We start from the raw sequence: 25,127 nt of genomic DNA, 5'->3' as shown, positions 1-25,127 counted from the left end.
CGCGTCAGCCGCCCAGCCGGGCCGCCCGCCCGCCGCGCCGCTGGCGCAGAAGGCTGGAGCGGCCGGGCAGTTCCGCCATCACCTCGCGCCGCCGTTCGGGCGTCATACGGCTCCAGCCGGCTATCTCGTCGATGGTGCGATGGCAACCGATGCAGATGCGCGCCTCGGGGTGCACCGAGCAGATCTTGATGCAGGGGCTGTCGATCTCGTTCCGCTTCCAGACGTCGTCGGTCATGTCTGCCGCCTCAGATGCCCGATCCGGTCGAGCGCGCCTTGCAGAATATAGCCCGCCGCGACATGGTCGATCACCTCGGAGCGACGCTTTCGTGACGTATCCGCCTCAAGCAGCGCGCGTTCGGCGGCGACGGTGGAAAGGCGTTCGTCCCAGAAGCCGATCGGAATCTCCGTTAGCCGCGACAGGTTGCGCGCGAAGGCGCGGGTGGACTGGCAGCGCGGCCCTTCGGAGCCGTCCATGTTGCGCGGCAGGCCAAGGATCAGGCCGCCAAGGCTGCGCGACGCGACCAGCGCCAGAAGCGCCTCGGCGTCCTTGGTGAACTTGGTGCGCCGGATCGTCTGGAGCGGGCTTGCGACCGACAGCATCGGGTCCGAGACCGCGACCCCGATGGTCTTTTCGCCCAGGTCAAGGCCCGCGACGGCGCGCATCGGCGCGAGCGCCGCTGCAAGATCTTCGATCGTGTCGCAGATCATTCGGCGATCCCCGCGCCCTGCGCGGCCGCGTCGATTTCCGCCAGCGCGGCGGGGTCGGCGGCATGGGCCTTGCGGGCGGCATCCCAGGCGGCCCGGGCGCGATCGCTTTCTCCCAGCACGCCCAGGGCGCCGATCAGGCGTGCCCATTCCGCGGCCTCGCCCCCCTCCGCGCCCAGGCGCGTCTCCAACCCCTCCACCATGGTGCGGATCATCGCCGCGCGGTCCTCGGCCGACATCTCGGAGGCGGCGGCCATGTCGGCGGCACTCGGCCCCGGAAGGGCGGCGGGCGGCGCATAGTCCACCCCCGCCAGGGCCGCGACGGTCGCGATATTCTCGCGCAGGTAGGGGATCCAGGGCGCGTCCTGCGGCCCGTTTTCCAGAAGCGCGCGCCAGAGGCCGAAGGACCGGTCCGGCCGGCCTGTCTGGAACTCCATCAGGCCCAGGTAGAAGCGCGCCGTGCCGTTCGCGGGATCGCGCGCCAGCGTGGCGCCCAGCGCCGCCTCGGCCTCGGCGGTGACGAGGCCACCTGCCGCGCGGATGAGAAGATCGGCCAGTTCGGCGTGATCGTCGGCGCGCACCTCCGCCGGCGGCAAGAGCGCGATGAACCGAGCCTTCGCCCGCGCGGCGGCGGCGAAATTGCTCAGCCGCGCCTCGTAGGTGGCCAGCAGCCGGAACCCCTCGGCCACGTCCGGGCGCTCTTCGGTCGAGGCGCGCAGCCGGTCCATCAGGGCGGCGAATTCCGGATCGGGCGCAGCACCCTGGGGCGGCACCGCCGCCTCCGCCTCGGCCTGGGTCGGACGCTCCGCCTTCAGCGCCTCGGCCGCGGCAAGGCGGGTAGACATCGGCATGTCGGGCATCTCGGGCGTGCCAAGGCGAAGGTAGAGCGCACCTGCCCCCGCCAGCGCCAGAAGCGCCAGGACCGGCACCGCCAGCCCCGGCCCGCGGCCCGCCGCGCCGCCCGCCGCGCGGGCCTTGTCCGCGGCCAGGATGCGGCGCGAGATCTCGACGCGCGCGCGCCCCGCCTCCTCCGGCCCGATCACGCCGCGCGCAAGGTCGCGGTCGACCTCGGCCAACTGGTCGCGGTAGACGGTCAGGTCACGCTCGGCACTGCCAAGCGGTCCCGCGCCACCCGCAGAGGCGCGCCACAGCGTCGCCAGGACGAGAGCCGCGAGCGCCGCGGCGAAGATCCAGAACAGCATCGCGCCTCCTTGTCCGGCCCGATATAAAGCGTCCCCCCCGGCCACAAAAGCCCAAAGACCGGCCAAGTTGCCGCAGGCCGGGCATGCCGCGGCCGCCTTCCCGACGGGGAATGTCGCATTTGTCGCGATTGCGGCGTTTGACGGACGGTCGACACCCGCCCGCCGTTCCATCAAGCGAACGACAGATGCCGGACCATCGGGAAGGGATTCGCATGGCCATGAAACGCTACTCGGCTTTTGCCATCGCCCGGCAGGCGATGAGCTATCACCTCGGCTGGGAACGTGCCTGGGGTTCGCCGCAACCAAAGAAGAAATACGACGTGATCATCGTCGGCGCCGGCGGCCACGGGCTCGCCACCGCCTACTATCTTGGCAAGAACTACGGCATCACCAACGTCGCCATCATCGAGAAGGGCTGGCTCGGCGGCGGCAACACGGGCCGCAACACCACCATCATCCGCTCCAACTACCTCCAGGACCCCTCGGCCGCCATCTACGAAAAGGCCCGCTCGCTCTACGAGACGATGAGCCAGGACCTGAACTACAACGTCATGTTCTCCCCCCGCGGGCTCCTGATGCTCGGCCAGACCGAACACGAGGTCCGGGGCTACAAGCGCACCGTCTACGCCAACAACCTGCAGGGCGTCGAAACCCGCTGGATCGGCCCTGACGAGGTCAAGAAGCTGGTCCCGATCATCAACATCGACGGGCCGCGCTATCCGGTGCTCGGCGCGCTCTACCAGGCCCGTGGCGGCACCGCCCGCCACGATGCGGTGGCCTGGGGCTATGCACGCGCCTGCTCGGCGATGGGCATGGACGTGATCCAGCAGTGCGAGGTCACCGGCGTGAAGACCGAGGGCGGCCGCGTCACCGGCGTCGAGACGACGAAGGGTTTCATCGGCTGCGACAAGCTCGGCATGGTCGTCGCGGGCCACGCGAGCGTGCTGGCCGAACAGGCGGGCTTCCGCCTGCCGATCGAAAGCCTGGCACTTCAGGCCATGGTCTCCGAACCGATCAAGCCCTGCATGGACGTGGTCGTGATGGCCAACACCGTGCACGGCTACATGAGCCAGTCCGACAAGGGCGAGATGGTGATCGGCGGCGGCACCGACGGGTTCAACAACTACACCCAGCGCGGCAGCTTCCACCATATCGAGGAAACCGTCCGCGCCCTGATCGAGACCTTCCCGATGATCTCGCGCCTCAAGCAGCTGCGCCAGTGGGGCGGCATCGTCGACATGACCGGCGACCGCTCGCCGATCCTGTCGAAGACGCCCGTGGAGGGCATCTTCGTCAACTGCGGCTGGGGCACCGGCGGCTTCAAGGCGATCCCCGGTTCGGGCTGGGCGATGGCGGAGCTGATGGCGCGCGGCCACTCGCCCCTGACCGAGGAATTCTCCATGTACCGCTTCCGCGAGGGCAAGTTCATCGACGAAAGCGTCGCGGCCGGGGTGGCGCATTGATGCCCCTTCTTCTTTTCCCAAATATCCCGGGGGTCCGGGGGCAGCGCCCCCGGCCGGCTTCCGAAAGGACGAACGCATGCTGACCCTTGAATGCCCCTGTTGCGGCGTGAAGGCCGAGGAAACCGAACTTCAGGCCGGCGGCGAGGCGCATCTGAAGCGCTACGGGCCGGGCTCGACCGACGAGGAATTCGACGGCTACATGTTCAGCCGCAAGAACCCCAAGGGCGTGCATTTCGAACGCTGGCGCCATGCCTACGGCTGCGGCAAGTGGTTCCTTGCCGCGCGCTGCACCGCCACACTCGAGGTCTTCGGCACCTATCCGGCGCAGTCCAAGGAACCGCCGGCCGACCTTCAGGCCAAAATCAGGGCGAAGCGCCCGAACTGGGAGGGCTACAAGTGAGCACCCGTCTGTCCCGTGGCGGCCGCCTGATCGACCGCGCGAAACCCCTGAACTTCACCTTCAACGGCCGCCGGATGGCGGGCTTTGCGGGCGACACGCTGGCCTCGGCCCTTCTCGGCGCGGACCAGATGCTGGTCGGGCGCTCCTTCAAGTATCACCGCCCGCGCGGTCTGGTCGCGAGCGGCGCGGAGGAGCCGAACGCACTTCTGGGCCTGGGCGAGGGCGCGCGGTTCGAGCCGAACCAGCGCGCCACCACGACCGAGCTGTTCGAGGGCGCGGCGACGACCAGCCAGAACCACTGGCCGAGCCTCGACTTCGACATCGGCGCGGTCAACAACACCTTCGGGCGCTTCCTGCCCGGCGGGTTCTACTACAAGACCTTCATGTTCCCGCGCTTTGCCTGGAAACACGTGTTCGAGCCGATCATCCGCCAGTCCGCGGGTCTCGGCAAGGCGCCGGTGGCGCGCGACGCGGACCGCTACGAATACGCCTATGCCTTCGCCGATGTCGTCGTCGTGGGCGGCGGTATCGCGGGCCTGACGGCGGCGCTCGCTGCCGCGAAGGCCGGCAAGCGCGTCTGGCTGATGGAACAGACCGCCCACTGGGGCGGGCGCGCGGTGGTCGACGGGGTCGAGATCGACGGCGAGCCGGCCGAATCCTGGGTGAACGAAACCATCGAAACCCTTGGCAAGATGGACAATGTCACGCTGCGCACGCGCACCATGGCGTCCGGCCTTTTCGACCATGGCTACATCATGGGCTATGAGCGCGTGGCCGACCACACGCCCGGCGACGGCCGCCCGCGCCACCGGCTGTGGCGCATTCGCGCGGGCCATGTCATCACCGCAACCGGTGCGATCGAACGCTCGCTCTCCTTCGCGGGCAACGACATTCCGGGCGTGATGCTCGCCTCGGCGGTGCGCGACTACGTGGTGAACTGGGCGGTCAGCCCCGGCGACCGCACCGTTGTCGTGACCAACAACGACGACGCCTACCGCACGGCGCTCGCCCTTCTGGACGCGGGCCTTCTGGTTCCCGCCGTCATCGACGCACGGCCCGAGGTGACGGGCGCCCTGCCCGAGGCCGTCCGAGCGCGCGGCGTCCGCATCCTCGCGGGCCACGGCATCGCCAAGGTCAAGGGCGCCAAGCGCGTCACCGGCGTTTCCGTCTGCGTGCAGGCCGGCGAGGGCGCGGAGCTTGAGACCATCGCCTGCGACGCGGTCGCGATGTCGGGCGGCTGGTCGCCGGTGGTGCACCTCTGGTCGCACTGCGGCGGCAAGCTGGTCTGGGACGAGGAACGCGCGATGTTCCGCCCCGATCCGGCGCGCCCGGCGACGGGTGCGGACGGCGCGGCGATGGTGACAGCGGCGGGGTCGGCCAATGGCTGCCTGACCGCGGACGAAGTTCTGGCCGACGCCCACAAGGCCGCCGGCGGCAAGGGCAAGGCCCCCTCTGCCGCCTCCGCGGCCGAGGCGCCGCTGCTGCCGGTCTGGATCATGCCGCAGGGCGCGGGCCCGGCGCTTCGCATGAAGATGTGGCTCGACCCGCAGAACGACGTGAAGGTGTCGGACGTGCAGCTTGCCGCGCGCGAGGGCTATGAAAGCGTCGAGCACACCAAGCGCTACACCACGCTCGGCATGGCGACCGACCAGGGCAAGATGTCGAACATCAACGGCCTGGCAATCCTCTCCGACGCGCTCCACCGTCCGATCCCGGAAACCGGCACGACGACCTTCCGCCCGCCCTACACGCCGATCTCGCTCGGCGCGATCGCGGGCGAGGCGCGGGGGGAAATCTTCCAGCCGCTGCGCCGCACGCCGATGCACGAATGGCACGAGACGCATGGCGCGCACTGGGAACCGGTCGGCCTCTGGCGGCGCGCCTACTGCTTCCTGCGCCATGGCGAGGGCGTGCACGACGCCGTCCACCGCGAGATCCGCACCGTGCGCAACGCGGCGGGCCTGCTCGACGCCTCCACGCTTGGCAAGATCATCGTGAAGGGGCCGGATGCGGGGAAATTCCTCGACATGCTCTACACCAACATGATGTCGACGCTTCCCGTGGGCAAATGCCGTTACGGCCTGATGTGCAGCGAAAACGGCTTCCTGAGCGATGACGGTGTGGTGGTCCGGCTTTCGGACGATACCTGGCTTTGCCATACCACCACCGGGGGCGCGGACCGCATCCACGGCTGGATGGAAGACTGGCTCCAGTGCGAATGGTGGGACTGGAAGGTCTATACCGCCAACGTGACCGAGGAATATGCGCAAGTGGCCGTCGCCGGCCCGAACGCCCGCAAGGTGCTGGAAAAGCTGGGTGGCATGGATGTCTCGAAAGAGGCCCTGCCCTTCATGGAATGGCGCGAGGGCACGCTGGGCGGCTTCCGCGCGCGGGTCTACCGCATCTCCTTCTCCGGCGAATTGTCGTTCGAGGTCGCGGTGCCCGCCTCCGAAGGCCGCGCCTTCTGGGAGGCGCTGATCGCGGCGGGCGAGGAGTTCGGCGTGGCGCCCTATGGCACCGAGGCCATGCACATCATGCGGGCCGAGAAGGGCTTCATCATGATCGGCGACGAAACCGACGGCACGGTGATCCCGCAGGACCTCAACCTGCACTGGGCGATTTCCAAGAAGAAGGCGGACTACCTCGGCAAGCGTGCGCAGGAACGCAGCCACATGGCCTCGCCCGACCGCTGGAAGCTCGTGGGGCTTGAAACGCTCGACGGCAGCGTGATCCCGGATGGCGCCTATGCGGTGGCCGAAGGCGTGAACGCGAACGGGCAGCGCAACATGCAGGGCCGCGTGACCTCCACCTACCATTCGCCGACGCTGAACAAGGGCATCGCCATGGGGCTGGTGAAACATGGCCCCGACCGGATGGGCGAAGTGCTCGACTTCCCGGTGGACAACGGCAGGGTCGTCAAGGCGCGGATCGTCGATCCGGTCTTCTACGACAAGGATGGGGAGAAGCAGAATGTCTAAGGCTGTCAGCGCGTTGGGCGGCGTATCCCACCAGGGCTTCGCCGAAGTGGCAGAGGCCGGCCTGCGCGGCATGATCACCGTGCGGGGCGACCTGTCGTCGGCGGCGATGAAGAAGGCGGTGAAGGCGGCGACCGGGACGGCAGTGCCGGCCCCCCGCCGGATCGAGATCGCAGGCGACAGGGCCGTGGCCTGGATGTCGCCGGACGAGCTTCTGGTCATGGTCCCCTACGCCGCCGCCCAGGACGCGGTCGCCGCGCTCGAAAAGGCGCTTGCGGGCGAACACCACCTGGTCGCCGATGTCTCCGACGCCCGCGCGGTCTTCACCGTCCGGGGCGCGAAGGCGGCCGAGGTTCTGATGAAGCTCTGCCCGGTCGATTTCGCGACACTCGCCGAAGGCGAGATCCGCCGCACCCGCGCCGCCCAGGTCGCCGCTGCCTTCTGGAAATCCGGTGCGGAGGAGTTCACCCTCGTCTCCTTCCGCTCGGTCGCGGGCTACGTCATGGGGCTTCTCGAAGTCTCCAGCCGCAAGGGCAGCGAGCTCTTCCCGGCGTGATCCGCGCAAGACGGGCGGCCACGCGCCGCCCGTTCAACCATCCTCGAACCGACGCATCTCGATACCCAGAGCCGCCTCAAGGCGCGCAATCTCCTGGGCGATCTCGTCGGGCCCGATCACGGGCCAGCTTGCATCCGGGCTGAGAAGCCCTGCGTCCTTCAGGCCGCGGCCAAGCACGTCGAAGTCGACCTGACCCCAGGAGGTCCGGTCCGGGCGATGTGAAGATTTCTCGATCCAGTTTCCGCAAAGGCCGCCGAACGTATGGGCCTTCGCTTCCTGGAACGCCCGGATCTGGCGTGCGAAATACTGGTCCAACCCGCCGCCACGGCGCGCGATGATCCCGACATTCTGCCCACTGTCGCCAACCAGCGCGAGGAGATGCAGAGGCGAGCAGTCGACCGAAACGATCTGGCGCGCGGCCTTGTAGGCGGCGATCTGTTCAGCGTGAGAGTGCTTCTGGGGATGGAAAACAACATAGCCATCCGCCTCGAGCGCGGCCTCAAGCATCCTTTCGCACAGGATGCTGCCACGCACCGGCGGCAGGCCGGAACGCGAGATGTAGATCTTCTCCGGCCCCTTCGCCTCGACGCGCTTGCCGGCATGGCGGCGCACGAATTCCCTGAACTCAGGCGCGCCTTCGATCATCTGAAACATGCCGAAACCCTGCTGCGGCACATAGAGGCTCTCGACGCGCGTCGGTTCATCCAGATTGCGCATCGGCAGATCGACCCCCAATTCCTCCAGAAACGGCCGGTAGACCGATGCGACATGCTCCGGTCGGTTCTGGAACTTGGGCACGTAGACAACGCCATCGATTTTGTCCCGCAACTGGTCCACCGCCCATATCCGGCAGATGCTCTCGACCAGAAAATGACCGAAATGACCGAACAGGGGGCCAAGGAACAGATGCGTTCCGGCGAGTTCTTGTATGCTCTCAGCCGACGGCATCGCCGGGCGGACAGAGACCTGGCTGGTCCCTCGCCAGGTGATCGAGTTGACGACATGTTCGCCGCCAGCCGTCAGGACACCGGACTTTTGCACGGATTGGTTGCCAAGACCTTTCGCCGGCGGCACCACAATGGCGCGCTCGAGATAGTCTATCTTGTCCGCAATTCGCTCGTTCAGGTCTGGTGTCAACGGTATTTACCTTTGTTTGCGGATTTGCGGCGGATACTGTCGCGCGACGCATGCAATGTCCACACACCTTGAGCGTGCGCGGGGATTCATCCCACGGTAGTATCGCGCGCCGGTTGAAGTTGCAGGGCGGCTCACCTATGGTCCGAGCCGGAACAAGGGAGGCAGAAACGCAATCATGGCAAGCGACCGGCCGATCGAAGTAACAAGTGCCGCCGACGCCCTTGCGCGCGCTTCGGACAACGACTTGCGCCGCTACCCTTCACCCGATCGCGATGGTGACCGCCTGTATCCACTTGCCGCACCGCATTGCACCCCTACCTTCAAGATCGGCCCCAGCGATACGATTTTCGCCATCGGGTCGTGTTTCGCGCGCAACGTGGAACGCGCGCTTGCGACGGCAGGAAAGGTCGTGCTCAGCCGGAATTTTGATCTGGGTGCGATCGGTGAGAGCCTTGGCGACGCTGCAAACTTCTTCAACAAGTACTCGATCCATTCCGTCATCAACGAAGTTCGCTGGGCGCTGGAGCGTGACAGCTTCCCCGGCGCGCGGTTGTTTTACGAGACCGGGCGCCAGAGCTACAGCGACTGCCAACTGGGCCTGGCAAAGCTGGAACATCCGATCGAGGATATCCTGGCCTTCCGTCACCGCTATCTCGACACTATCGCCCAGGTCGCGACTGCCGATGTGGTTATCCTGACTCTGGGCTACGTCGAGACGTGGTATGACCGTGAGCTTGGCCTTTACCTGAACGTCGCGCCGCCTGTGCGTCTGGTCAAGAACGCGCCGGAGCGGTTCGAGTTCCGCGTACTGAGTTATGCGGACGTCCTGCAGGGGCTGGAGGAGTTCTACGCCCTTCTCATACGGCACCGCACAAAGCCTTTGAAGATGCTGGTGACCGTTTCACCCGTTCCGTTGCTGGCGACATTCCGCAACATGGATGTCCTGGTCGCCAACGCCTATTCCAAGTCTGTGCAGCGTGCGGCGCTCGACGAATTCGTGCGTGGCAAGCCCGGCGTCGATTACTTCCCGTCCTTCGAGTTCGTGACGCTTTCGAACCCCACCATCGCCTGGTCACGTGGCGACTACCGACACGTCTCGCCGGATGTCGTCAACCGGATCATGTCGGACGTCCTGCTGAACTATGTCGAGTCGGATCCGGAAAGCGAGTCAGGGGAGTTGCCAACGTTGACGTCAGAGGCCCTGCTATCGACCGCACGGATGCTTTCCAAGCTTGAAGAGCATCAACAGCTTACCGAATTGATTGAGGTAAATCGCGCCATCGCCGATGGCGACGGCGAGCTGCTGATGCTTGAGGCGGCGTCTTTGCGCCAACTCGGGCGCGACGCGGATGCCTGGGACAGGCTGGCAACCGCGGTCAAGGTCGATCCGGCGCGGCCAGTCGCGCTGGAAAGGCTGATCTCGCTCTGCCGCCCGTTAAGACGCCGGGAAGATGCGGCACGACTGCTTGATCTCCATGCTCAGCGCTTTCCGAAGCGTTCGGAATTCCGGGGCAGGATCAGCTGGGTCTAGCTGACAGTTGCGGGCGCCGGCCGGCTCATGACCGAGGTGCGGCCGGTGATCTGGATCGAGTTGCGCGCCCAGAAGCAGGAGTACGATCCGGCGGCGGCCATCCTTGCGCGGCATGGCTACCGGCTGGCACAACGGCTTGGCCCGAACGATTTCCTCTTCTCGGCCGGTTAGCACGACCGCGGGTCGAACGGCATCCTCACCCCGGCGCCGGCGCGCTGCCCTCGCCTCGCCAGCAGGTCAGGCAGGCACGGCCGCCTCGACGTGCGCACCGGGGAACCTTCGGCAAAGACGCGCCACGGCATCGGCATCCGGCATGAGGCAAGCCGCGGTCGACAGCGCGTCGGCCACCGCGGCGCGCGTGGCAGAGATGCTGACGGCCCGCCAGAGCGGCTGTACCGGCCCTCCCCCGATCGGGTCGAGGATGTGGCTGGTCCGGCCATCGCCGCCGAAGGTCATCCCGAGCGGGGCCGAGGTGGCAAGCGCGCGGCGACGGAGCGCGACGGTACCTCCCTCGGACAGCCGGACCGGCCAGCCGTCAGGGTCCGGACCGCCCGCCAGCGCCACCATCTCGCCAGTGTCGATCAGCGCCTCCTCAAGGCCCCGCGCGGCGAGGAAAGCGGCCACGCGGTCGGCGACATAGCCCTGCGCGATGCCGTTGAGCGTCAGCGCCACGCCGGGGCGCAGGGTGATCGCGCCGGCATCGAGGGTCACGCCCGCCCATCCCGTCCGCGCCAGCGCGTCCTGCCGTTCGGCGGGGGTCAGTGCCGCGCCCCGTTCCCGCGCGCGCGCCTCGGCCTGCCAAAGGGTCTGCACGGTCGGATCGAAGCGCCCGCCGCTAGCCCCGTGGACCGCCCCGGCGACCGTCAGGCAGTCCAGAAGCTCGAAGGCGGGCGCCTCGGCCCGGCCGGTCTCGTTCAGCCGGACGAGCGCCGAACCGGGCAGGTAAAGGCTGAAGATCCGTTCCAGCCGGCGGATCTCCTCCATCGCGGCAGCGGCAAGGGCGGGCGCGTCGGGATGCGCCAGCCGCAGGGTGACGCGCGCGCCCATGGCTACGCCGGTCTCGACATGGAGAGGGGCGGCGCGGGCCAGACCCGGCGCGAGGCTGGCCGCGGCGGCGATCGACAGGAAACGGCGACGGTTCAGCATCTTACCCTCCGGCCTTCTGCGACAGCGCCTGGAGCCGGCGCGCGAAATCGGCGTCCTCGCCCGCGTCTTCCGCAACCGGCGCGATCACCTGATCGTCCGGGATCGCGGCAAGGTCCATGACCACGCCGCCGTTGTCACGCACGAAGGCCGCAGCGTCCTCCGCCCGCGCGAAGGGCACGAGTTCCGGCGCGCCCATGCCGCCGGCGATGGCGGAACCCACGACGAAATGCGCAGCCTCTGCCGCGATCCAGTTGTCGGTTCCGGGGGCGGCCCAGGTCGCGCCCGGCGCACCCATGTCGTTCACCCAGATCTTCAGGATCGGGTGGCTCTGTTCGGGCAGGCGGGCATAGGCGACCGCGTCGCGCACCTGGCTGAAGAAGAGCGGGGCGCCCGGAAGCCCGTCCAGATGCACCTGCGCCTTCGGCCCCTCGTGCTCCAAGAGGTTCATCTGGCAGAAATAACCCACTGCCTCTGCCGTCAGCGGCATGGGGTCGGTCGCCTGTGCGACTTCCTCCCGGCAGGCAGCCAGAAGCAGGGCAAGGATCAGGGCGCGTTTCATGGCGTAACCCTCCGGAAGGCGAGAATGGCAAGGGACATGGCCGCGGCGGGCCAGAGGAGGACGGGGACCAGCGACTGCCAGACCGGGATCACCGAGGCGGCACCGCCGACCCCGCCTGACACCCCGCTCGCCCCCGAGGCGGCGAGGTTGAAAAGCCGGAACGCATCGGCGGGGTTGGCGAGGAGCGCGAAGGGGAAGGCCTCGGTCGTGAACCAGCCGCCGTTGTCGGCCACGACCGCGGCCAGAAGGGCAAGGTCGTAAAGGACGACGAGGCCGAGCCAGAGCCCGATCGCCAGCCCCGCCGCGCCCGAGGGCCGACGCGCGATCGCGGAGACCGCATAGCCCGCGCCGAGGAAGGTGGCACCGAGCGCGACCGACGACCAGCCGAGCCGCCAGAGCGCGGGCAGCCCCTCGACAGAGCGGGCGTCGAAGGCGAAGGTCACCCCCGCCGCCAGCCCGTAGCCGAGCGTCATGGCCAGCGCGAGGATGCCCAGATGCGCGGCCAGCTTGCCCAGCAGAACCTCGGCCCGCGACACCGGATAGGTCAGCAGAAGCGGCAGCGTGCCGCGCTCCACCTCGCCCGCGACGGCATCGAAGCTCATCAGCAGCGCGAGGAGCGGCACCAGGTAGACGGCCAGCGAGGTGAGCGAGGCGACGGTGACCGACAGCCGGTCGGCACCAAGTCCGCCCGAGGGCGCGGAGCCCGCAAAGGACAGGACGAGCGAGAACACCGCCATCAGGACAAGGGCGATCGCCACCCAGCGGTTGCGCAGCGCGATGCGGAATTCGCTGGCGGCAGTGGCAAGGATGCGGCTCATTGCCCGTCCCTCCGGCTGTAATGGCTATAGATGTCCTCAAGGCTTGGCGGCAGCACCTCGAGGTCGGCGACCTTGTCGCCAAGCCCGGCGATGCGGCCAAGCACGTCGAGCTTTTCGGACTGCGCGCAGGTCAGGTGGACAAGTCCGCCGGCCGCGATTGCACCAGGCAGGGCGGCCGCGATCTGCACCGCGTGGCCGTTGCGGGCGGTGACATGCATCGCCACCGGCAGGGCGGCGCTGCGGCGCAGGTCGGTCAGGCTTCCTTCGGCGACCAGCCGCCCGCCCGAGAGGATCAGGATGCGGTCGGTCCGCGCCTCGACCTCGGTCAGGGCATGGCTCGACAGCAGGATCGCCGCCCCCTCGGCGGCGAGCGCATCGAGAAGCGCGTAGAAGTCGCGCCGCGACACCGGGTCAAGCCCGCTGGTCGGCTCGTCCAGGACCAGAAGCCGCGGATGCCCGATCAGCGCCTGGGCAAGGCCGACGCGCTGCCGCATCCCCTTGGAATAGGTGCCAATCCGGCGCCGGGCCGCGCCGCCAAGACCCACACGCTCCAGCAGCGCGGATGCCCCGGCGGGGTCCTCGCCCCTCAGGCGCAGGTAGTGGCGCAGTTGCTCCTCGCCGGTCAGAGCGGGGTGGAAGGCGGCGTTCTCCGGCAGGTAGGCCACCTGCCGCCGCGCCTCGGGCGAGCCGGGGGCCGCGCCGCAGACCTCGACCCGGCCCTCGGTCGCGGGAATGAGGCCGAGGATGATCTTCATCATCGTCGACTTGCCCGCGCCGTTGTGGCCGAGAAGCGCCACCCGCTCTCCGGGGGCGACGGTCAGGCTGACGTCCGCAAGGGCCGTAACCCCCTCGAACCGTTTAGTGAGACCCGAGATCGTCAAGGTCGAAGTCATCGTCTGTGCCTTTCGCCCAACGCCCTGCCACCGCGGCTTCATCCGCGGCAAGGTCGTCGGGAACGGGAATGGTCAGCGGTTGCATCAGGGGGTGACTGTCGGTGACACCCCCCGGCAGCATCGCGGGGAAGGAGGATTGCGACCAGCGGATCAGCTGGACCGCGGGCGACCCGGTCAGGAGCCGGGCGGCGGGCTGGGACCACAGGATATGGTCCATCAGGTCGTTGGGGCGGAAAGCGCCGTCGGCGATGCCGTCGCCGTTCAGGTCGAAGGCGGGATGGTCGGACCAGAAGTTGCCGCGATCTTCGAAGCTCCACTCCACTTGCCGGGTGCCGACATATTTCACCTGCTCCTGGTTGCCCAGAAAGGCGTTTCCGGTCAGCACGTTGCGCTCCGACCCGGCGGTGAAGTGGATGCCGGTGCCGCAGTCCTGGAAACGGTTGTCGTAGATCAGGTTCTTGTGGGCGTTGTAGATGAACAGGCACTTCTCGGCCCCGCCGCGGACAAGGTTGCCCGAAACGTCGCCGTTGTTGGCGTAGTTCAGCATCACCCCGTTCGAGCGGTCGCCGAGGCTGAGGTTGTCCTTCACCACGACGCGGTTCGAGAACATGATCGCGAAGCCGAGGTGGTTGCCGATCGAGACGTTGCCCGAGACCTCGGAGTCGTTGGTGTACATGTAGTGAACGGCAAAGCGCAGGTCGCGGAAAGTGTTGTTGCGGAACACGTTCTCGCGCGAAGCGTTGGCGAAGACGCCGTCGCGACCCCAGCGCACGCTGTTGCCCTCGATCACCGCGCCGGGGCTGTTCCAGACGTAGATGCCGTTGCCGCGTTCGTTCATCTTCGGGCCTTGCGTGCCTTCGATGGCATTCCCGGTCACCCGCGCGTCACGCCCGCCGTGCACGTCGATCCCGTGCAGGTTGCCCAGCAGGCGGTTCGCCTCGATCCGCGCGCGGTCCGCGCCCTTCAGGATCTTGATGCCGGCGTCGAGCATCGTGCCGTCATGGCCGGAGCCGGTGACCGTCAGCCCCCGCACCGTGACGTCCGGCGCGGCGATGGTGACGACGGTGCCAAGCCCCCCGCCGTCGATGACCGCCTCGCCCGTGCCGGTCAGGGTTAGGCTGCGGTCGATGGTGATCGCGCCCGGATGGAGGCCGGGGGAGAGGATCAGCACATCGCCGGGGAGAGCCCCGGCGATGGCCCGTTGCAGCGCGCCGGGCCCCGGCTCAACCGTCACCTCCGCCGCCCCGAGGGGCAGCGGGAGGAGCAGGGCAAGGATCAGGGCCAGACGCGGGATCATGGCTCAGGCACCTTTCGGTTCGACGAACATGCGGCCGCGCATCTCCATGTGGAGCGCGTGGCAGAACCACTGGCAGTAGTACCAGTAGACACCCGGTTGTCCGGCGATGAAAGTGACGGAACTCGTGGCTTGCGGCCCGATCTCCATCGCGACCCCATGGTTGCCCATGGTGAAGCCGTGGGTCAGGTCGTCAATATCGTCGAGGTTGGTGACCGTCACCGTCACCTCGTCGCCTTCGTTCACGGTGAAGGTCTCGATCGCGAACTGCGGCGCCTGGCTCGACATGTAGACGCGCACCTTGTTGCCATCGCGGATCACCGTGTCCTGCCAGCCGTCCAGATCGACGCCGTCCGCCTCGGCCTGCTTGCGGGTCTCGGCCCACATCGGGTCCTGCCGGTTCCACACGCTGAGCGGGTTCACCTTCGAGGCGTGGACGACGATCGAATCGTGCGGTTCGGCGAAGGTCGGGCCATCATGCACCAGCGTCAGCTTGTCGCCCTCGATCACGAAGACCTGCTCGTTCTCGGGCTTCAAGGGGCCGACGTTCAGGAACCGGTCCTTCGAGAACTTGTTCATCGAGATGTAGAACTTCGCCGATGCATCGAGCGTCTCGCCCTCGGCCGTGGAGTTGTGGCCGGGCTGGTAGTGGACGTCGGTCTTGGAGATGATCGGGTCCTCGCCCTTCACCGCTTTCTCGATGTCCCACTGCACCACCTGGCTGTCGAGGAAGAGGGTGGTGTAGGCACGCCCCTGCCCGTCGAAGGCGGTGTGAAGGGGCCCGAGGCCCAGTTCCGGCTCAGCGACCACCGCCGAGCGCGGATCGGCGCCATTGTAGAACACGTCGTCGAGCTTGCGCACGTCGATCACCGAGACGGTGGGCGACAGCTTGCCCCCGATGCACAGGTGGATCTTGTCGGGCGCCATGTTGCAGCCGTGCGGGTTGTTCGGGATCGGGATGTAGCGGACGTAGTTCTTTTCCGCCCCCTTGCGGCCGTCGATCACCTTGACGCCGTTCAGTTCGGTGAAGTCGCCTTCGGCGATGCCCTTCTCGATCTCGGCGATGTTGTAGACCACGACATGGTCCATGTCCGAGGCCGTCATGTCGGCCAGCGTCATACCCATTTCGGAGTTGTAGGAGGTCGAGAAGGCGTACTTGCCATCGTAGTCCGCGTCGGTGTTGTCGAGGTTGCCCGACACCATCACCTGCCAGGCGATGGTCATGTCGTCGGCGTTGATCGCGGTGTAGAAGTTCACGTATTGCGACGGATCGTCGAGCACCTTGCCGTCGTTGACCATCGGCACCTCATCCTCGCCGTTGGCGAAGACGTAGTTGGTGCGCGGCCATTTCTGCGGGCGCAGGCCGTGGATGCCCTTGGCGTTCGGGATCTCGATGATCTTGTCGGTCTTCATCACGTCGCAGCGCACGCGGGCGACGCGGGTGTTGGCCTTGTCGTTCATGAAGAGGAAGCGGCCGTCATACTTGCCCTCGGTGAAGGACATGTGGACGTGGTGCAGGTCGCCGTTCCTCGGGAATTCGAGCCCGTTCGCGGCAAGGTACTTCTTCGTCTTCTCGGTCAAACCTTCGGTCAGGATCTTCTTCGATTCGTTGGTGATCCCCCAGCCGGTGGCCGAGCAGATGTTGAAGACGGGCACCCGCATAAGCTCGCGCATCGAGGGGATGCCAAGGATGCGCATTTCGCCGGTCTGGCCCGAGGACCAGAAGCCGTAGTACTCGTCAAGCTGGCCGGGCGCTACCGTCACGGCCTCGGACGCGCGGGATGCCGTCGCGCCTGCAAGCGTCGCGGCACCGACCGCGCCCCCGGTCAGGACGGCCCGTCCTCCGAGTGCGCCGGCAAGGGCAGCCCCCCCGGCGGTCGCGCCGAGCATTCCGCGCCTCGTAATTCCTGGTTTCAGTCTGTCAGACATGGCCTGTCCTTTCATTCAGCAGGTTGGGATCTGGGTGAATTCGGATGCCCGGTCAGGTCGCGCGGCGCTGCCGTGCCCACGGTATCGCGACGCTTCATCTTCTTGATGACAACCGGGCAGATGGTCTTGGATTGGTAGAGAACCTGGCAATGCAGGCAGTTGACGCATTCGTTCGGGTTGATCTCTCCGGTCGGATGGATCGCCTGAACGGGGCACTGGTTGGCGCAGGTCTGGCAGGGGTTGCCGCATTCGCGGTACCGCTTCAGCCAGTCGAACATGCGCAGCCGCGCCGGGATCGCCAGGGCGGCGCCAAGCGGGCAGAGATAGCGGCAGTAGAAGCGTTCGACGAAGAGCCCGGCCATGAGAAGGGCGGCGGCATAGGCGACGAAGGGCCAGGCGCGCACGAACTTCAGCACGATCGCGGTCTTGAACGGCTCCACCTCGGCCAGATGCTCCGCCTGTTCGATGCTCATCAGCGACACGCCGAACAGTCCGAGGAAGATCATGTACTTGATCGGCCAGAGCCGTTCGTGCAGGCCCCAGGGCAGGGTCCATTGCGGAACATGGAGCGCGCGGGCGATGCGGTTGGTGATCTCCTGCAGCGCGCCGAAGGGGCAGAGCCAGCCGCAATAGGCGCCGCGTCCCCAGAACAACAGCGCCGCCGCGACCGCGAACCACAGGATGAAGGTCAGCGGATCGAGCAGGAACGCCTGCCATGAGAAGCCCGCCACCAGCGCCCCGAACAGCGCCATGAGGTTGACGACCGACAGTTGCGCATTGGCATACCAGCCGAGGAAGACGAGCGTGACCGTCAGGAAGGACATGCGGAACCAGAAGAAGGCGCGGGCATTCCGGGTCGCGAAGCTCTGGAAGAAGAAGACGAGCGTCAGCACGCCGAGCATCGCAGCCGTCACCACGATCGCGGCCTTCTTGTCGAGCCAGATCCGCTTCCAGAGCGCCTGGTGCGCCGCGGTTTCATCCTGCGATGCCACCTCCGCGACGGCCGCTGCGGCCTCGGTCGGGGCGGCGGGGGCGACCGCGCGCAGGTATTTCTGCGGCAACTGGTAGCCGAGATCGAAGGTGGTGAAGAGCTTCTCGATCGGCCCGACCTCGCGCTGGACCAGAAGCTGGATGCGGAAGGGTTTGGCCGGGTCGAAGCCGACGTCGGCCGGGATCTTGAACAGGTCGGCCTCGGTGAAGGCAGGCGCGTCGGCGGGTGCGAGGGCGACGATGCGCTTGTGCATCCGGTCGCGGAAGCGCACCGAGACATCGTCCTGGATCAGCACGATGCGGTCGAAGATGCCGCCGCGCACATAGCCCGATCCCTTGAAGCTGTAGAGCCCGCGCCCGACGATGGCGATGGCGTGTTCCCCGGCGGCAAGCCATGATCCGAGGTTCCTCGCTTCTGCCTCACCCAGGACGGCGGCGGCGATGGCGGGGTGCGAGACGAGGGCGGCCTGCATCTCGATGAAGGTCGTCTCGGGCGCCTCGGTCAGCGCGCGCGCTTCCGAGCGCGGATCGCCCAGCGCCGCGAAGGCGGCGTTGACCTGGCCCACGTCCAGCGCAAGCCGGCGCAGCGTGCCGTCGCCCTCAAGCGTTATCCAGTCCCCGGGCGCGGTGGCCTCGGGGTTCAACTCGAACTGCGGCCCCTTGGCGGCCGTGTCGGGGGCAAGCCCGCCAAGCCCCAGCGCGCGCGCCACCTTGAGCCCGGAGCGCACGATCGAATCGTCGATCACCATCACGGTGACGGTCGCGCCCGAGATGATGTCGAGCTCATGCGACGTCCCGCCCGACTGCGCCTCGGCCACGAGGTCGAGCCCGGCATAACCCTCGGCCAGGGCCTTCATCTTCGCGTCGGGAATGCCGATGAGGACGATGGGTTCGGAATGCTTGACCAGCCGGACACCGATCACCTTTGCGTCGGGGTCCACGGCCACGAGCGTATGGATGGGCTTGCCGGAGTAGCCGGTGGTGGACACGAAGTCGGAGGTGATGAAGGCCCAGCCGACGGTTTCGCCACCCTTCAGGATCGGCGCCACGGGCATGTCGTCGCGGATGGCGCCGTAGCCTTCGGCCCCCGGCACGAGGTCGGCGGCGGCAACGTCCTTCAGATAGGTGGGAAGGAAGGGCTCCGCCCGCAGCGGGAAGGCCAGGATGACGGCCAGGGCGAGCGAAAGGAACAGGCGGGAGAAGACGGTCATCGGGCAACCTCGTGATTCGCCCGACAGGCTTGTGCAGCGCCGTGGCCGTTGTCCTCAACGGACACCGGAGCCGGCGACACGGACGCCCCGAACCCATGGCCCGCGCGGGCAGGCGAAAGGGTCGCGACATCCGCCGGATGGGTCGGGGGGCCGCGGGACAGGGGCAGGGTCAGGGCAGGATGGGCGATCGGCATCGTGCGGAGGGACGTCGCGGCGCGGGACGGTACCGGGAGCCGCATCGGGGCGGCGAAGACGCGCGTCAGCACTGCGGCAGGGGCGAAAGACAGGCAGTCCTGGCAGTCGCAACACTTTGCCGGGGTCTTGGCGGGGGCCTCGACGGGCGTGCCCCCGGCATCAAGCCAGATCGTTTCAGGGCCATCCTCGGCGCAGATGACCATTTCGAACGCGGTTCCGGCCGACAGCCTTCCGGCAGACGCCACCAGCCCGTAGAGGCAGAGCGCCACCACGGTCAGCAGAATCAGAAAGGGCCTTGTCGCGCGTTTCATGGCCCCCGAATGCCGCGGATGGCCGGACACATCCTTGATAATAGTCAACTTCCGAATCCGCTTTGTGAACGCAGTGCCGGCGCCCGTGCGGCCGGCAGATGAAGAACCCCGGCAATCGGGACAAGTGTCAGGACATCTTGTCCCATCGAACGATCCGCCCGATGCCGTGCCGTCTTTCAGGGTGTACGGATCGCACCCGCCTGTCCACCCGCTCAAAAGGATAAGCGCCCGCGCGACACGCCGCCCGTATCAGGGCCCGTTTCGGGAATCGGGCCGGGATCAGGTCAGCGGGCACGGCGCGCTGCCCCGGATGCGGCGGCGCACAATCGAAGCCCACCCGATCATCCGGGTTGCCAAGCCCCGACTTGTAACGCAGTCTTCCGGTTGTGGAGACGCCGCCCCGCGAGGGATCGGGAAACCAAAGCGTATCAGTCAACGGGAGGAAGTGCGATGGCAGGCAAGTTCGAGCTTTACAAGGACAACGGCGGCGAGTTCCGCTTTCGTCTGAAGGCAGGCAACGGACAGACCATCCTCGCGAGCGAGGGCTACAAGACGATGGCCAGCGCCCGCAAGGGGATCGAATCCGTCCGGCGCAACGCGGCGACAGAGGCACGCTTCGAGCGCAAGGAAACCAAGTCGGGCAAGCACATGTTCAACCTCAAGGCCACCAACGGCCAGGTGGTCGGCACCAGCGAAAGCTACGAGAGCGAATCCGCCCGCGACAACGGGATCGAGTCGGTCAGGAAGAACGCCCCCGACGCGACTGTCGCGGAAATCTGACACACCCTTGCGGCCGGCGGGGCGCATGACCCCGCCGCCGATCCGGGTCGCTCAGCCCCAGATCTTCCAGACGATCTTGCGAAACAGAACGGGTGGCAGGATGTCCTGCCAGAACTGCATGCTCGCCACCTTGCGGTCGGCCTTGTCCTGCGTGCCCGGGCGCGGGCGGAACAGCGTCGTGTGTTCCTTGCGGTCCGGTCCCCAGGTCGCGGTGTAGTAGTAGAGCGCGATCGACATCCGCGGCTCTCCGGTGGGCGAGTTCACCGGCTCGGGGTTGCCGTGCCAGGTGTCCGACCCGGTCGAGAAGCAGACCATCCGGTTGAACAGCGGGACGAAGCTTTTCACCTTGTGCTTCATCTCGTGGTCCCAGATCTCGAACGAGCCGCCCCACTCCTCCTTCCAGTCCTTGTTCAGGTAGATGAGGACGTTCAGCCGGCGTTCCAGGTTCATCTTGCCGTGGTGGTTGAAGTCGGCGTGGATGTCGAGGTGCCCGCCGTTGCGGACCACATGGATGCCGCCGCCCATGTAGTAGGGATCGGGGATCAGGCCCTGGATGCCGGTCAGCTCTTCCAGGAACAGGATGAAGGCGCGCGAGTTCAGGGCATGGAACAGCGCGCGCGAGTAAGGCGGCAGACGCTCCGGCAGGTAGCTGAACTTCAGCTTTTCCTGATCGCGGTCGAAGCTCGATTCGGCTTCGGGCAACTCCTTCAGCTCCTCGCGCACGCGTTCGAGTATCTCGGGCGGCAGGAAGTTATCGAAGCCGCCGTGATGGTAGGGGGTCTGGCTCTGATAGGCCGCCGCGTGGGGTCTGGCCGCCTCGCGCGCGGCATCGGACGGGGCCACGAGTGTCACGGGATCAAGCGGGTAGACGGCGGTGGGCATGTCGGACTCCGGGCGAAGGGCACTGTGCAGTAGCCCTGATACATGCCCCGGTCATGCCGCGCTGTCATGGGGAATGCGCAGATGGGCCGCGATTGGCGTCGATTCTCCCGCAATCCGGGAAGATCTTTGCGATTGTTCAGCCGCCGTCCGCGCTCCCGCGACAGGCAACCGACGTGCCGCGCGCCGCGACACCCCGGCCTAGGCCACGTCTTCGCGCCGGTTGTGCCGGATCGAGGAGATGAGCGCCACGCCGATGAAGCCCGCGCCGAGAAGGCCGGTAATCAGTTCATGCACGTGGATCAGAGTCTGCGCGAACATGACCACGCTGAGGACGAGGATCGAATAGAAGGCCCCGTGCTCAAGATAGCGGAACTCGGCCAGGGTCTTCTTCTCGACCAGCATGATGGTCATCGAGCGGACATACATCGCGCCGATGCCAAGGCCGATGGCGATGAGGAACAGGTTGTGGGTCAGCGCGAAGGCGCCGATCACGCCGTCGAAGCTGAACGAGGCGTCGAGCACCTCGAGATAGAGGAACGCGCCAAGGCCCCCGCGCACTGCCAGCCCCACGGCTTCCCCGCGGTCGAGGAAATGGCCGATGACCTCGACCCCGAGGAAGGTCAGCAGGCCTGCGACCGAGGCAAAGAGGAACGGGGCGACATCGGCCTCAGGCAGGACGGTGGCGAAGAGGAGCACCACCGACAGGACGAAGCCGATCTCGAGCCCGCGCACCGAGGCGCAGCGACGCAACTGGCACTCGAGCGTGCGGATCCAGTCCACCTCCTTGCCCTCGTCGATGAAGTAGCGCAGCGCCACCATCATCAGGAAGGTGCCGCCAAAGGCCGCGATGGTCAGGTGCGCGTCGCCGACGATGCGGGCGTATTCATCCGGGCGTGCGACGGCAAGGTGCAGCGCGGCGAAGGGCCCGATGCCGGCCGCGACCACGACGATGAGCAGCGGAAAGATGATCCGCATGCCGAAGACCGCGATCAGGATGCCCCAGGTCAGGAACCGCTTCTGCCAGACCGGCGTCATGTCCTTCAGCTTGTTGGCATTGACGATGGCATTGTCGAAGGAGAGCGAAATCTCGAGTGCGGCAAGGACAAGCCCGATGACGAAGAAGGAAAGCGCCCCGCCCAGATTGTGATTGTAGCTCCAGCCCAGCCAGAAGGTCCCGAGAAGCCCCGCGAAGGTGACAATGAACGCCCAGCGGAAATGGGATAGTGTCGAGGCCATGTCTCTCTCGGGCTGGAAGGCGTTTGGTCCTAGCCACATAAGTGTCCGGCTTCCCGCGGGCAAGCCACGACGGGACAATCGGGCAATTTGGGCAGGGCTGCGTGCCTGCCCCGCTACAGCGATCCGCCGCGCCGTCTGCCGTGCCGTCCGCGGCGCCGATTGGGGCAAAGTTGTGGGATTTCGCCGTCCCGGGGCCACAAAGGGCGGCATTGGGGCACGAATTGAACGGCATTTTACCTTTTCCGGGTCAAACTGACGCCCCGTTCTGGCGCGAGGATGGACAAGACCGGAGATCGGAGAAGCCGATGCAGTACCTTGCCCAGATCACATTTGACGACATCGTGATGAGCCTGCTGGTCTGCGCCGTCCTGCGCGAGGCAATGATCCTGTCCCTGCCCGACCGGATCGCCGGCCCCGGCGGCTGGCTGATCGACACGGGCGTCGAGGACGTCTGACGGCGGTTCACAACGGGTGGTCATGCCGCGCGATTTGTGATTTCCCTCGGGAACCAAGGCTTCCGACGGCGCGACAGGACATGCAGGAAATCCCCATCACCCCGGAAGGCTCGCGCGCGTTTCGCGATGTTCTGGGACATTTCGCGACCGGCGTGGTGGTGGTTACCGCGCTTGGAGAACGCGGCCCGGTCGGAATCACCGCCAACAGCTTCACCTCGGTCTCGCTCGATCCGCCGCTGGTCTTGTGGTGCGCGGCCCGGCGCTCGGAGCGATTCGAGAGCTTTCTGCGCGCCCGGCACTATGCCATCCATGTGCTGGCCGCCGACCAGTTGTCGGTCTGCCGCCACTTTGCACGCTCGGGCGGGGATTTCAGCGCCTTCGGGGACCAGCGCACGCCCGAGGGTATGCCCGTCCTGCCCGGCTGCCTGGCGCGCATAGATTGCGCCGCGGAATCGCAGCATGACGGAGGCGATCACGCGATTCTTGTCGGACGGGCGCTGCGCGCGACCATGCGCGACGGCGACCCGCTCCTGCTCTGGCGCGGGCGCTACGGCGACTTCATCCATCACGGCTAGGTGCCGGCGCGCACGAAGACGGCGAGGTCGGCGACATTGGTGCCGGTGGCGCCGGTGATGACGAGATCGCCTGCCGCAGCCAGCGCACGGTTCGAGTCGTTGTCGGCGAGCAGCGCGGCGGGGTCGAGCCCGGCGGCCGCGATCCGCCCCGCGGTGCCCGCATCGACAAGCCCGCCCGCGGCCTCGGTCGGGCCGTCGCGCCCGTCGCTGCCTCCGGCCAGAAAGGCCCAGTTCCCCGAAAGGCCGCGGCCCGCGGCAGCCAGCGCCACGCGCAGCGCCAGTTCCTGGTTGCGCCCGCCGAGTCCATGGCCCCTGAGGGTGACGGTCGTCTCGCCCCCGAAGGCCAGCGCCTGCCCCGGCTGAAGCGCAAGGGCCGCCTCCAGCACCTCGGCCGCCGCATCGGCGACATCGCCGACCAGGGGGTGCGGATGGGCCACCGCCCCGGCAGCGACCATCGCCGCGACCGAGAGCGCGTTCGACCCGACCAGAACGTTCCGCGCGGCCGGCATGGGGGTCGCCTCGGGCTCGGGCGCAGACAGGTGGCGCTGGACTGCGTCTGGTAGCCGGTCCCAAAGGCCGCGCGCGCGCAGCGCCGCACGCGCAGCATCGCGCCCGCCGATCGGCGCGACCGTCGGCCCCGACGCGATCACGCGCAGGTCGTCGCCCACCACATCCGACAGGATCAGCGCGGTGACCCGCGCGGGGGACGCGGCGCGGACAAAGCCGCCCCCCTTCAGCCGGGAAAGGTTCTGGCGGACCAGGTTCATCTCCTCGATCCCGGCGCCGGAGGCCAGGAGCAGGCGGTTGACCTCGGCCTTGTCGGCCAGGCTGATGTCGTCGGCGGGCGCCGGCAGCAGCGCCGATCCGCCGCCGGAGACGAGCGCCAGCACATGGTTCGCTTCCCCCGCGCGGGACAGCCGGGCCAGCACCTCTTGCGCGGCCGCAGCGCCGTTCGCGTCGGGAACCGGGTGGCCCGCCGCCAGCACCGTCATTCCCGGATGCGGCACGGCGTTTTCGTAGTTGGTGACCACAAGCGTCTCGACCGGGCCAAGGGTCGCCTGCGCCGCCTCGGCCATGCGCAGCGCGGCCTTGCCAACGGCGATGACGACAGCGCGCCCGCCCGGACCCGGCGGCGCAAGTTCGCCGCGCGCAAGCCAGCCCGCCACCGCGCGGCCGGGATCGGCCGCGGCAACGCCCGCGTCGAAGATCGCGCGGGCACGGGCGCGCAGGGTGTGAATGCCGTCTTCGTCCATGCGCCCACCATCGCCGATCGGCAGGGCATGACCAGCCGGAAACCGCCACTTCGCCATATCTTCGCGACCGCCCGACCCCAGAGAGCCCGAATTCCCGCGCGAGAGGGTCGATTTCATATCGGATTTGCCCTATATGACAGGCTCCCCCGCAGGGGGCCTGGACGGGAGAAGGGTCGATGACCACGGAAGTGATCGAGCGCGCGGACGAATCGCCGGTGACGGCCGAAGACATGATGGCGCGCGCCACCGAGGCGGCGGCCCTTCTCAAGGCGCTCGGGCACGAAGGGCGTCTGATGATCCTGTGCTACCTATCCGAGGGCGAATGTTCGGTCACCGAACTGGAGAACCGGCTGGGAATGCGCCAGGCGGCGGTCAGCCAGCAACTCGCGCGGCTGAGGGTGGAGGGACTCGTCGGCTGCCGGCGCGACGGCAAGACGATCTACTACGCCATCGCCGACAAGCGCGCGGCCGAACTGGTCAAGACGCTCTACGGTCTCTTCTGCGCCGCGCCCGACGCCTAGGACAGCCCAGCGGCGAAGCCGGACCTCATATTCATACTTTTATATATCTCTTTTGATCCGGATCAATTCCGGACGGGCCGCATGGGTCTATCCTTTCCAGATGCGCCGTG

General features: G+C 67.4%; 25 protein-coding genes. 10 read left to right on the top strand and 15 right to left on the bottom strand.

Going from position 1 to position 25,127, the window contains the following annotated elements:
- Positions 1-4 precede the first annotated feature (4 nt).
- From N5I32_RS00480 to ccmI, 3 genes are read right to left on the bottom strand one after another with little or no spacing between them, the layout of a single operon-like run.
- Positions 5-235 (bottom strand): DUF1289 domain-containing protein, encoded by a 231-nt coding sequence (locus N5I32_RS00480; protein WP_261493430.1) that lies wholly within the window; start codon positions 233-235, stop codon positions 5-7.
- Positions 232-708 carry a Holliday junction resolvase RuvX gene (gene ruvX, locus N5I32_RS00475; protein WP_261493429.1) on the bottom strand — a complete coding sequence of 159 codons (477 nt, stop codon included), beginning with the start codon at positions 706-708 and terminating at the stop codon, positions 232-234. The genes N5I32_RS00480 and ruvX overlap by 4 nt, the downstream gene beginning before the upstream one ends.
- On the bottom strand, positions 705-1,907 hold the full coding sequence (gene ccmI / locus N5I32_RS00470; RefSeq protein ID WP_261493428.1) for a c-type cytochrome biogenesis protein CcmI: 1,203 nt from the start codon (positions 1,905-1,907) through the stop codon (positions 705-707). The genes ruvX and ccmI overlap by 4 nt, the downstream gene beginning before the upstream one ends.
- A 218-nt stretch (positions 1,908-2,125) precedes the next feature.
- On the opposite strand from ccmI, the gene N5I32_RS00465 reads away from it, so the two are divergent.
- From N5I32_RS00465 to N5I32_RS00450, 4 genes are all read left to right on the top strand, one after another.
- A complete protein-coding gene (locus N5I32_RS00465) occupies positions 2,126-3,370 on the top strand; it encodes a sarcosine oxidase subunit beta family protein (RefSeq protein ID WP_261495884.1) in 1,245 nt (414 codons plus the stop codon).
- 76 nt (positions 3,371-3,446) lie between these two features.
- A complete protein-coding gene (locus tag N5I32_RS00460; RefSeq protein WP_261493427.1) occupies positions 3,447-3,770 on the top strand; it encodes a sarcosine oxidase subunit delta in 324 nt (107 codons plus the stop codon).
- Complete coding sequence (locus tag N5I32_RS00455; RefSeq protein WP_261493426.1) at positions 3,767-6,748, top strand: sarcosine oxidase subunit alpha family protein; 2,982 nt, start codon at positions 3,767-3,769, stop codon at positions 6,746-6,748. Before N5I32_RS00460 ends, N5I32_RS00455 begins: the two co-directional genes overlap by 4 nt.
- On the top strand, positions 6,741-7,301 hold the full coding sequence (locus N5I32_RS00450) for a sarcosine oxidase subunit gamma (RefSeq protein ID WP_261493425.1): 561 nt from the start codon (positions 6,741-6,743) through the stop codon (positions 7,299-7,301). The genes N5I32_RS00455 and N5I32_RS00450 overlap by 8 nt, the downstream gene beginning before the upstream one ends.
- A gap of 33 nt (positions 7,302-7,334) precedes the next feature.
- Here the strand turns inward: N5I32_RS00450 and N5I32_RS00445 are convergent, their stop codons facing one another.
- Positions 7,335-8,438, bottom strand: a complete 1,104-nt coding sequence (locus tag N5I32_RS00445; protein ID WP_261493424.1) for a glycosyltransferase family 61 protein — start codon at positions 8,436-8,438, stop codon at positions 7,335-7,337.
- 175 nt (positions 8,439-8,613) lie between these two features.
- Between N5I32_RS00445 and N5I32_RS00440 the strand changes: the two genes are divergently transcribed.
- Both N5I32_RS00440 and N5I32_RS00435 read left to right on the top strand, forming a co-directional pair.
- Positions 8,614-9,969, top strand: a complete 1,356-nt coding sequence (locus tag N5I32_RS00440; RefSeq protein WP_261493423.1) for a GSCFA domain-containing protein — start codon at positions 8,614-8,616, stop codon at positions 9,967-9,969.
- A gap of 27 nt (positions 9,970-9,996) precedes the next feature.
- The gene (locus tag N5I32_RS00435; RefSeq protein WP_261493422.1) at positions 9,997-10,140 is read left to right on the top strand and encodes a hypothetical protein; all 144 of its coding nucleotides are present in this window, start codon (positions 9,997-9,999) and stop codon (positions 10,138-10,140) included.
- 66 nt (positions 10,141-10,206) lie between these two features.
- Here the strand turns inward: N5I32_RS00435 and N5I32_RS00430 are convergent, their stop codons facing one another.
- The 8 genes from N5I32_RS00430 to N5I32_RS00395 are packed head-to-tail and all read right to left on the bottom strand — an operon-like array spanning position 10,207 to position 19,315.
- On the bottom strand, positions 10,207-11,115 hold the full coding sequence (locus N5I32_RS00430) for an FAD:protein FMN transferase (protein WP_261493421.1): 909 nt from the start codon (positions 11,113-11,115) through the stop codon (positions 10,207-10,209).
- Between the two features lies 1 nt (position 11,116).
- On the bottom strand, positions 11,117-11,674 hold the full coding sequence (locus N5I32_RS00425) for a nitrous oxide reductase accessory protein NosL (protein ID WP_261493420.1): 558 nt from the start codon (positions 11,672-11,674) through the stop codon (positions 11,117-11,119).
- Complete coding sequence (locus N5I32_RS00420; RefSeq protein ID WP_261493419.1) at positions 11,671-12,492, bottom strand: ABC transporter permease; 822 nt, start codon at positions 12,490-12,492, stop codon at positions 11,671-11,673. The genes N5I32_RS00425 and N5I32_RS00420 overlap by 4 nt, the downstream gene beginning before the upstream one ends.
- Positions 12,489-13,385: an ABC transporter ATP-binding protein gene (locus N5I32_RS00415; protein ID WP_261493418.1), complete on the bottom strand. Its 897-nt coding sequence runs from the start codon at positions 13,383-13,385 to the stop codon at positions 12,489-12,491. Before N5I32_RS00415 ends, N5I32_RS00420 begins: the two co-directional genes overlap by 4 nt.
- On the bottom strand, positions 13,351-14,682 hold the full coding sequence (locus N5I32_RS00410; protein ID WP_261493417.1) for a nitrous oxide reductase family maturation protein NosD: 1,332 nt from the start codon (positions 14,680-14,682) through the stop codon (positions 13,351-13,353). Before N5I32_RS00410 ends, N5I32_RS00415 begins: the two co-directional genes overlap by 35 nt.
- A gap of 3 nt (positions 14,683-14,685) precedes the next feature.
- Positions 14,686-16,608, bottom strand: a complete 1,923-nt coding sequence (gene nosZ, locus N5I32_RS00405; RefSeq protein ID WP_261493416.1) for a TAT-dependent nitrous-oxide reductase — start codon at positions 16,606-16,608, stop codon at positions 14,686-14,688.
- Positions 16,609-16,619: 11 nt separating this feature from the next.
- Complete coding sequence (locus tag N5I32_RS00400) at positions 16,620-18,809, bottom strand: NosR/NirI family protein (protein WP_261493415.1); 2,190 nt, start codon at positions 18,807-18,809, stop codon at positions 16,620-16,622.
- Entirely contained in the window at positions 18,806-19,315 is a 510-nt protein-coding gene (locus tag N5I32_RS00395; protein ID WP_261493414.1) for a hypothetical protein, read from the bottom strand. Before N5I32_RS00395 ends, N5I32_RS00400 begins: the two co-directional genes overlap by 4 nt.
- A 450-nt stretch (positions 19,316-19,765) precedes the next feature.
- Here N5I32_RS00395 and N5I32_RS00390 point away from each other — a divergent pair, with 450 nt between their 5' ends.
- Positions 19,766-20,095 carry a YegP family protein gene (locus tag N5I32_RS00390; protein ID WP_261493413.1) on the top strand — a complete coding sequence of 110 codons (330 nt, stop codon included), beginning with the start codon at positions 19,766-19,768 and terminating at the stop codon, positions 20,093-20,095.
- Between the two features lie 51 nt (positions 20,096-20,146).
- Here the strand turns inward: N5I32_RS00390 and N5I32_RS00385 are convergent, their stop codons facing one another.
- A complete protein-coding gene (locus tag N5I32_RS00385) occupies positions 20,147-20,977 on the bottom strand; it encodes a 2OG-Fe(II) oxygenase (protein WP_261493412.1) in 831 nt (276 codons plus the stop codon).
- Positions 20,978-21,175: 198 nt separating this feature from the next.
- A complete protein-coding gene (locus N5I32_RS00380; protein ID WP_261493411.1) occupies positions 21,176-22,213 on the bottom strand; it encodes a DUF475 domain-containing protein in 1,038 nt (345 codons plus the stop codon).
- A gap of 305 nt (positions 22,214-22,518) precedes the next feature.
- On the opposite strand from N5I32_RS00380, the gene N5I32_RS00375 reads away from it, so the two are divergent.
- Both N5I32_RS00375 and N5I32_RS00370 read left to right on the top strand, forming a co-directional pair.
- Positions 22,519-22,668: a hypothetical protein gene (locus N5I32_RS00375; RefSeq protein WP_261493410.1), complete on the top strand. Its 150-nt coding sequence runs from the start codon at positions 22,519-22,521 to the stop codon at positions 22,666-22,668.
- Between the two features lie 80 nt (positions 22,669-22,748).
- Positions 22,749-23,243 carry a flavin reductase family protein gene (locus tag N5I32_RS00370; protein WP_261493409.1) on the top strand — a complete coding sequence of 165 codons (495 nt, stop codon included), beginning with the start codon at positions 22,749-22,751 and terminating at the stop codon, positions 23,241-23,243.
- Here N5I32_RS00370 and N5I32_RS00365 read toward each other — a convergent pair.
- The gene (locus N5I32_RS00365) at positions 23,240-24,613 is read right to left on the bottom strand and encodes a glycerate kinase type-2 family protein (RefSeq protein WP_369414208.1); all 1,374 of its coding nucleotides are present in this window, start codon (positions 24,611-24,613) and stop codon (positions 23,240-23,242) included. The genes N5I32_RS00370 and N5I32_RS00365 overlap by 4 nt on opposite strands.
- Positions 24,614-24,672: 59 nt before the next feature.
- Here N5I32_RS00365 and N5I32_RS00360 point away from each other — a divergent pair, with 59 nt between their 5' ends.
- Positions 24,673-25,017, top strand: coding sequence for an ArsR/SmtB family transcription factor (locus N5I32_RS00360; protein WP_261493408.1), 345 nt, complete (start codon positions 24,673-24,675; stop codon positions 25,015-25,017).
- Positions 25,018-25,127 lie beyond the last annotated feature (110 nt).

It is taken from the genome of Albidovulum sediminis, assembly GCF_025380365.1.
GTDB classification, from domain to species: Bacteria; Pseudomonadota; Alphaproteobacteria; order Rhodobacterales; family Rhodobacteraceae; genus Albidovulum; species Albidovulum sediminis.
This window is presented reverse-complemented; position numbering and strand designations above follow the sequence as displayed.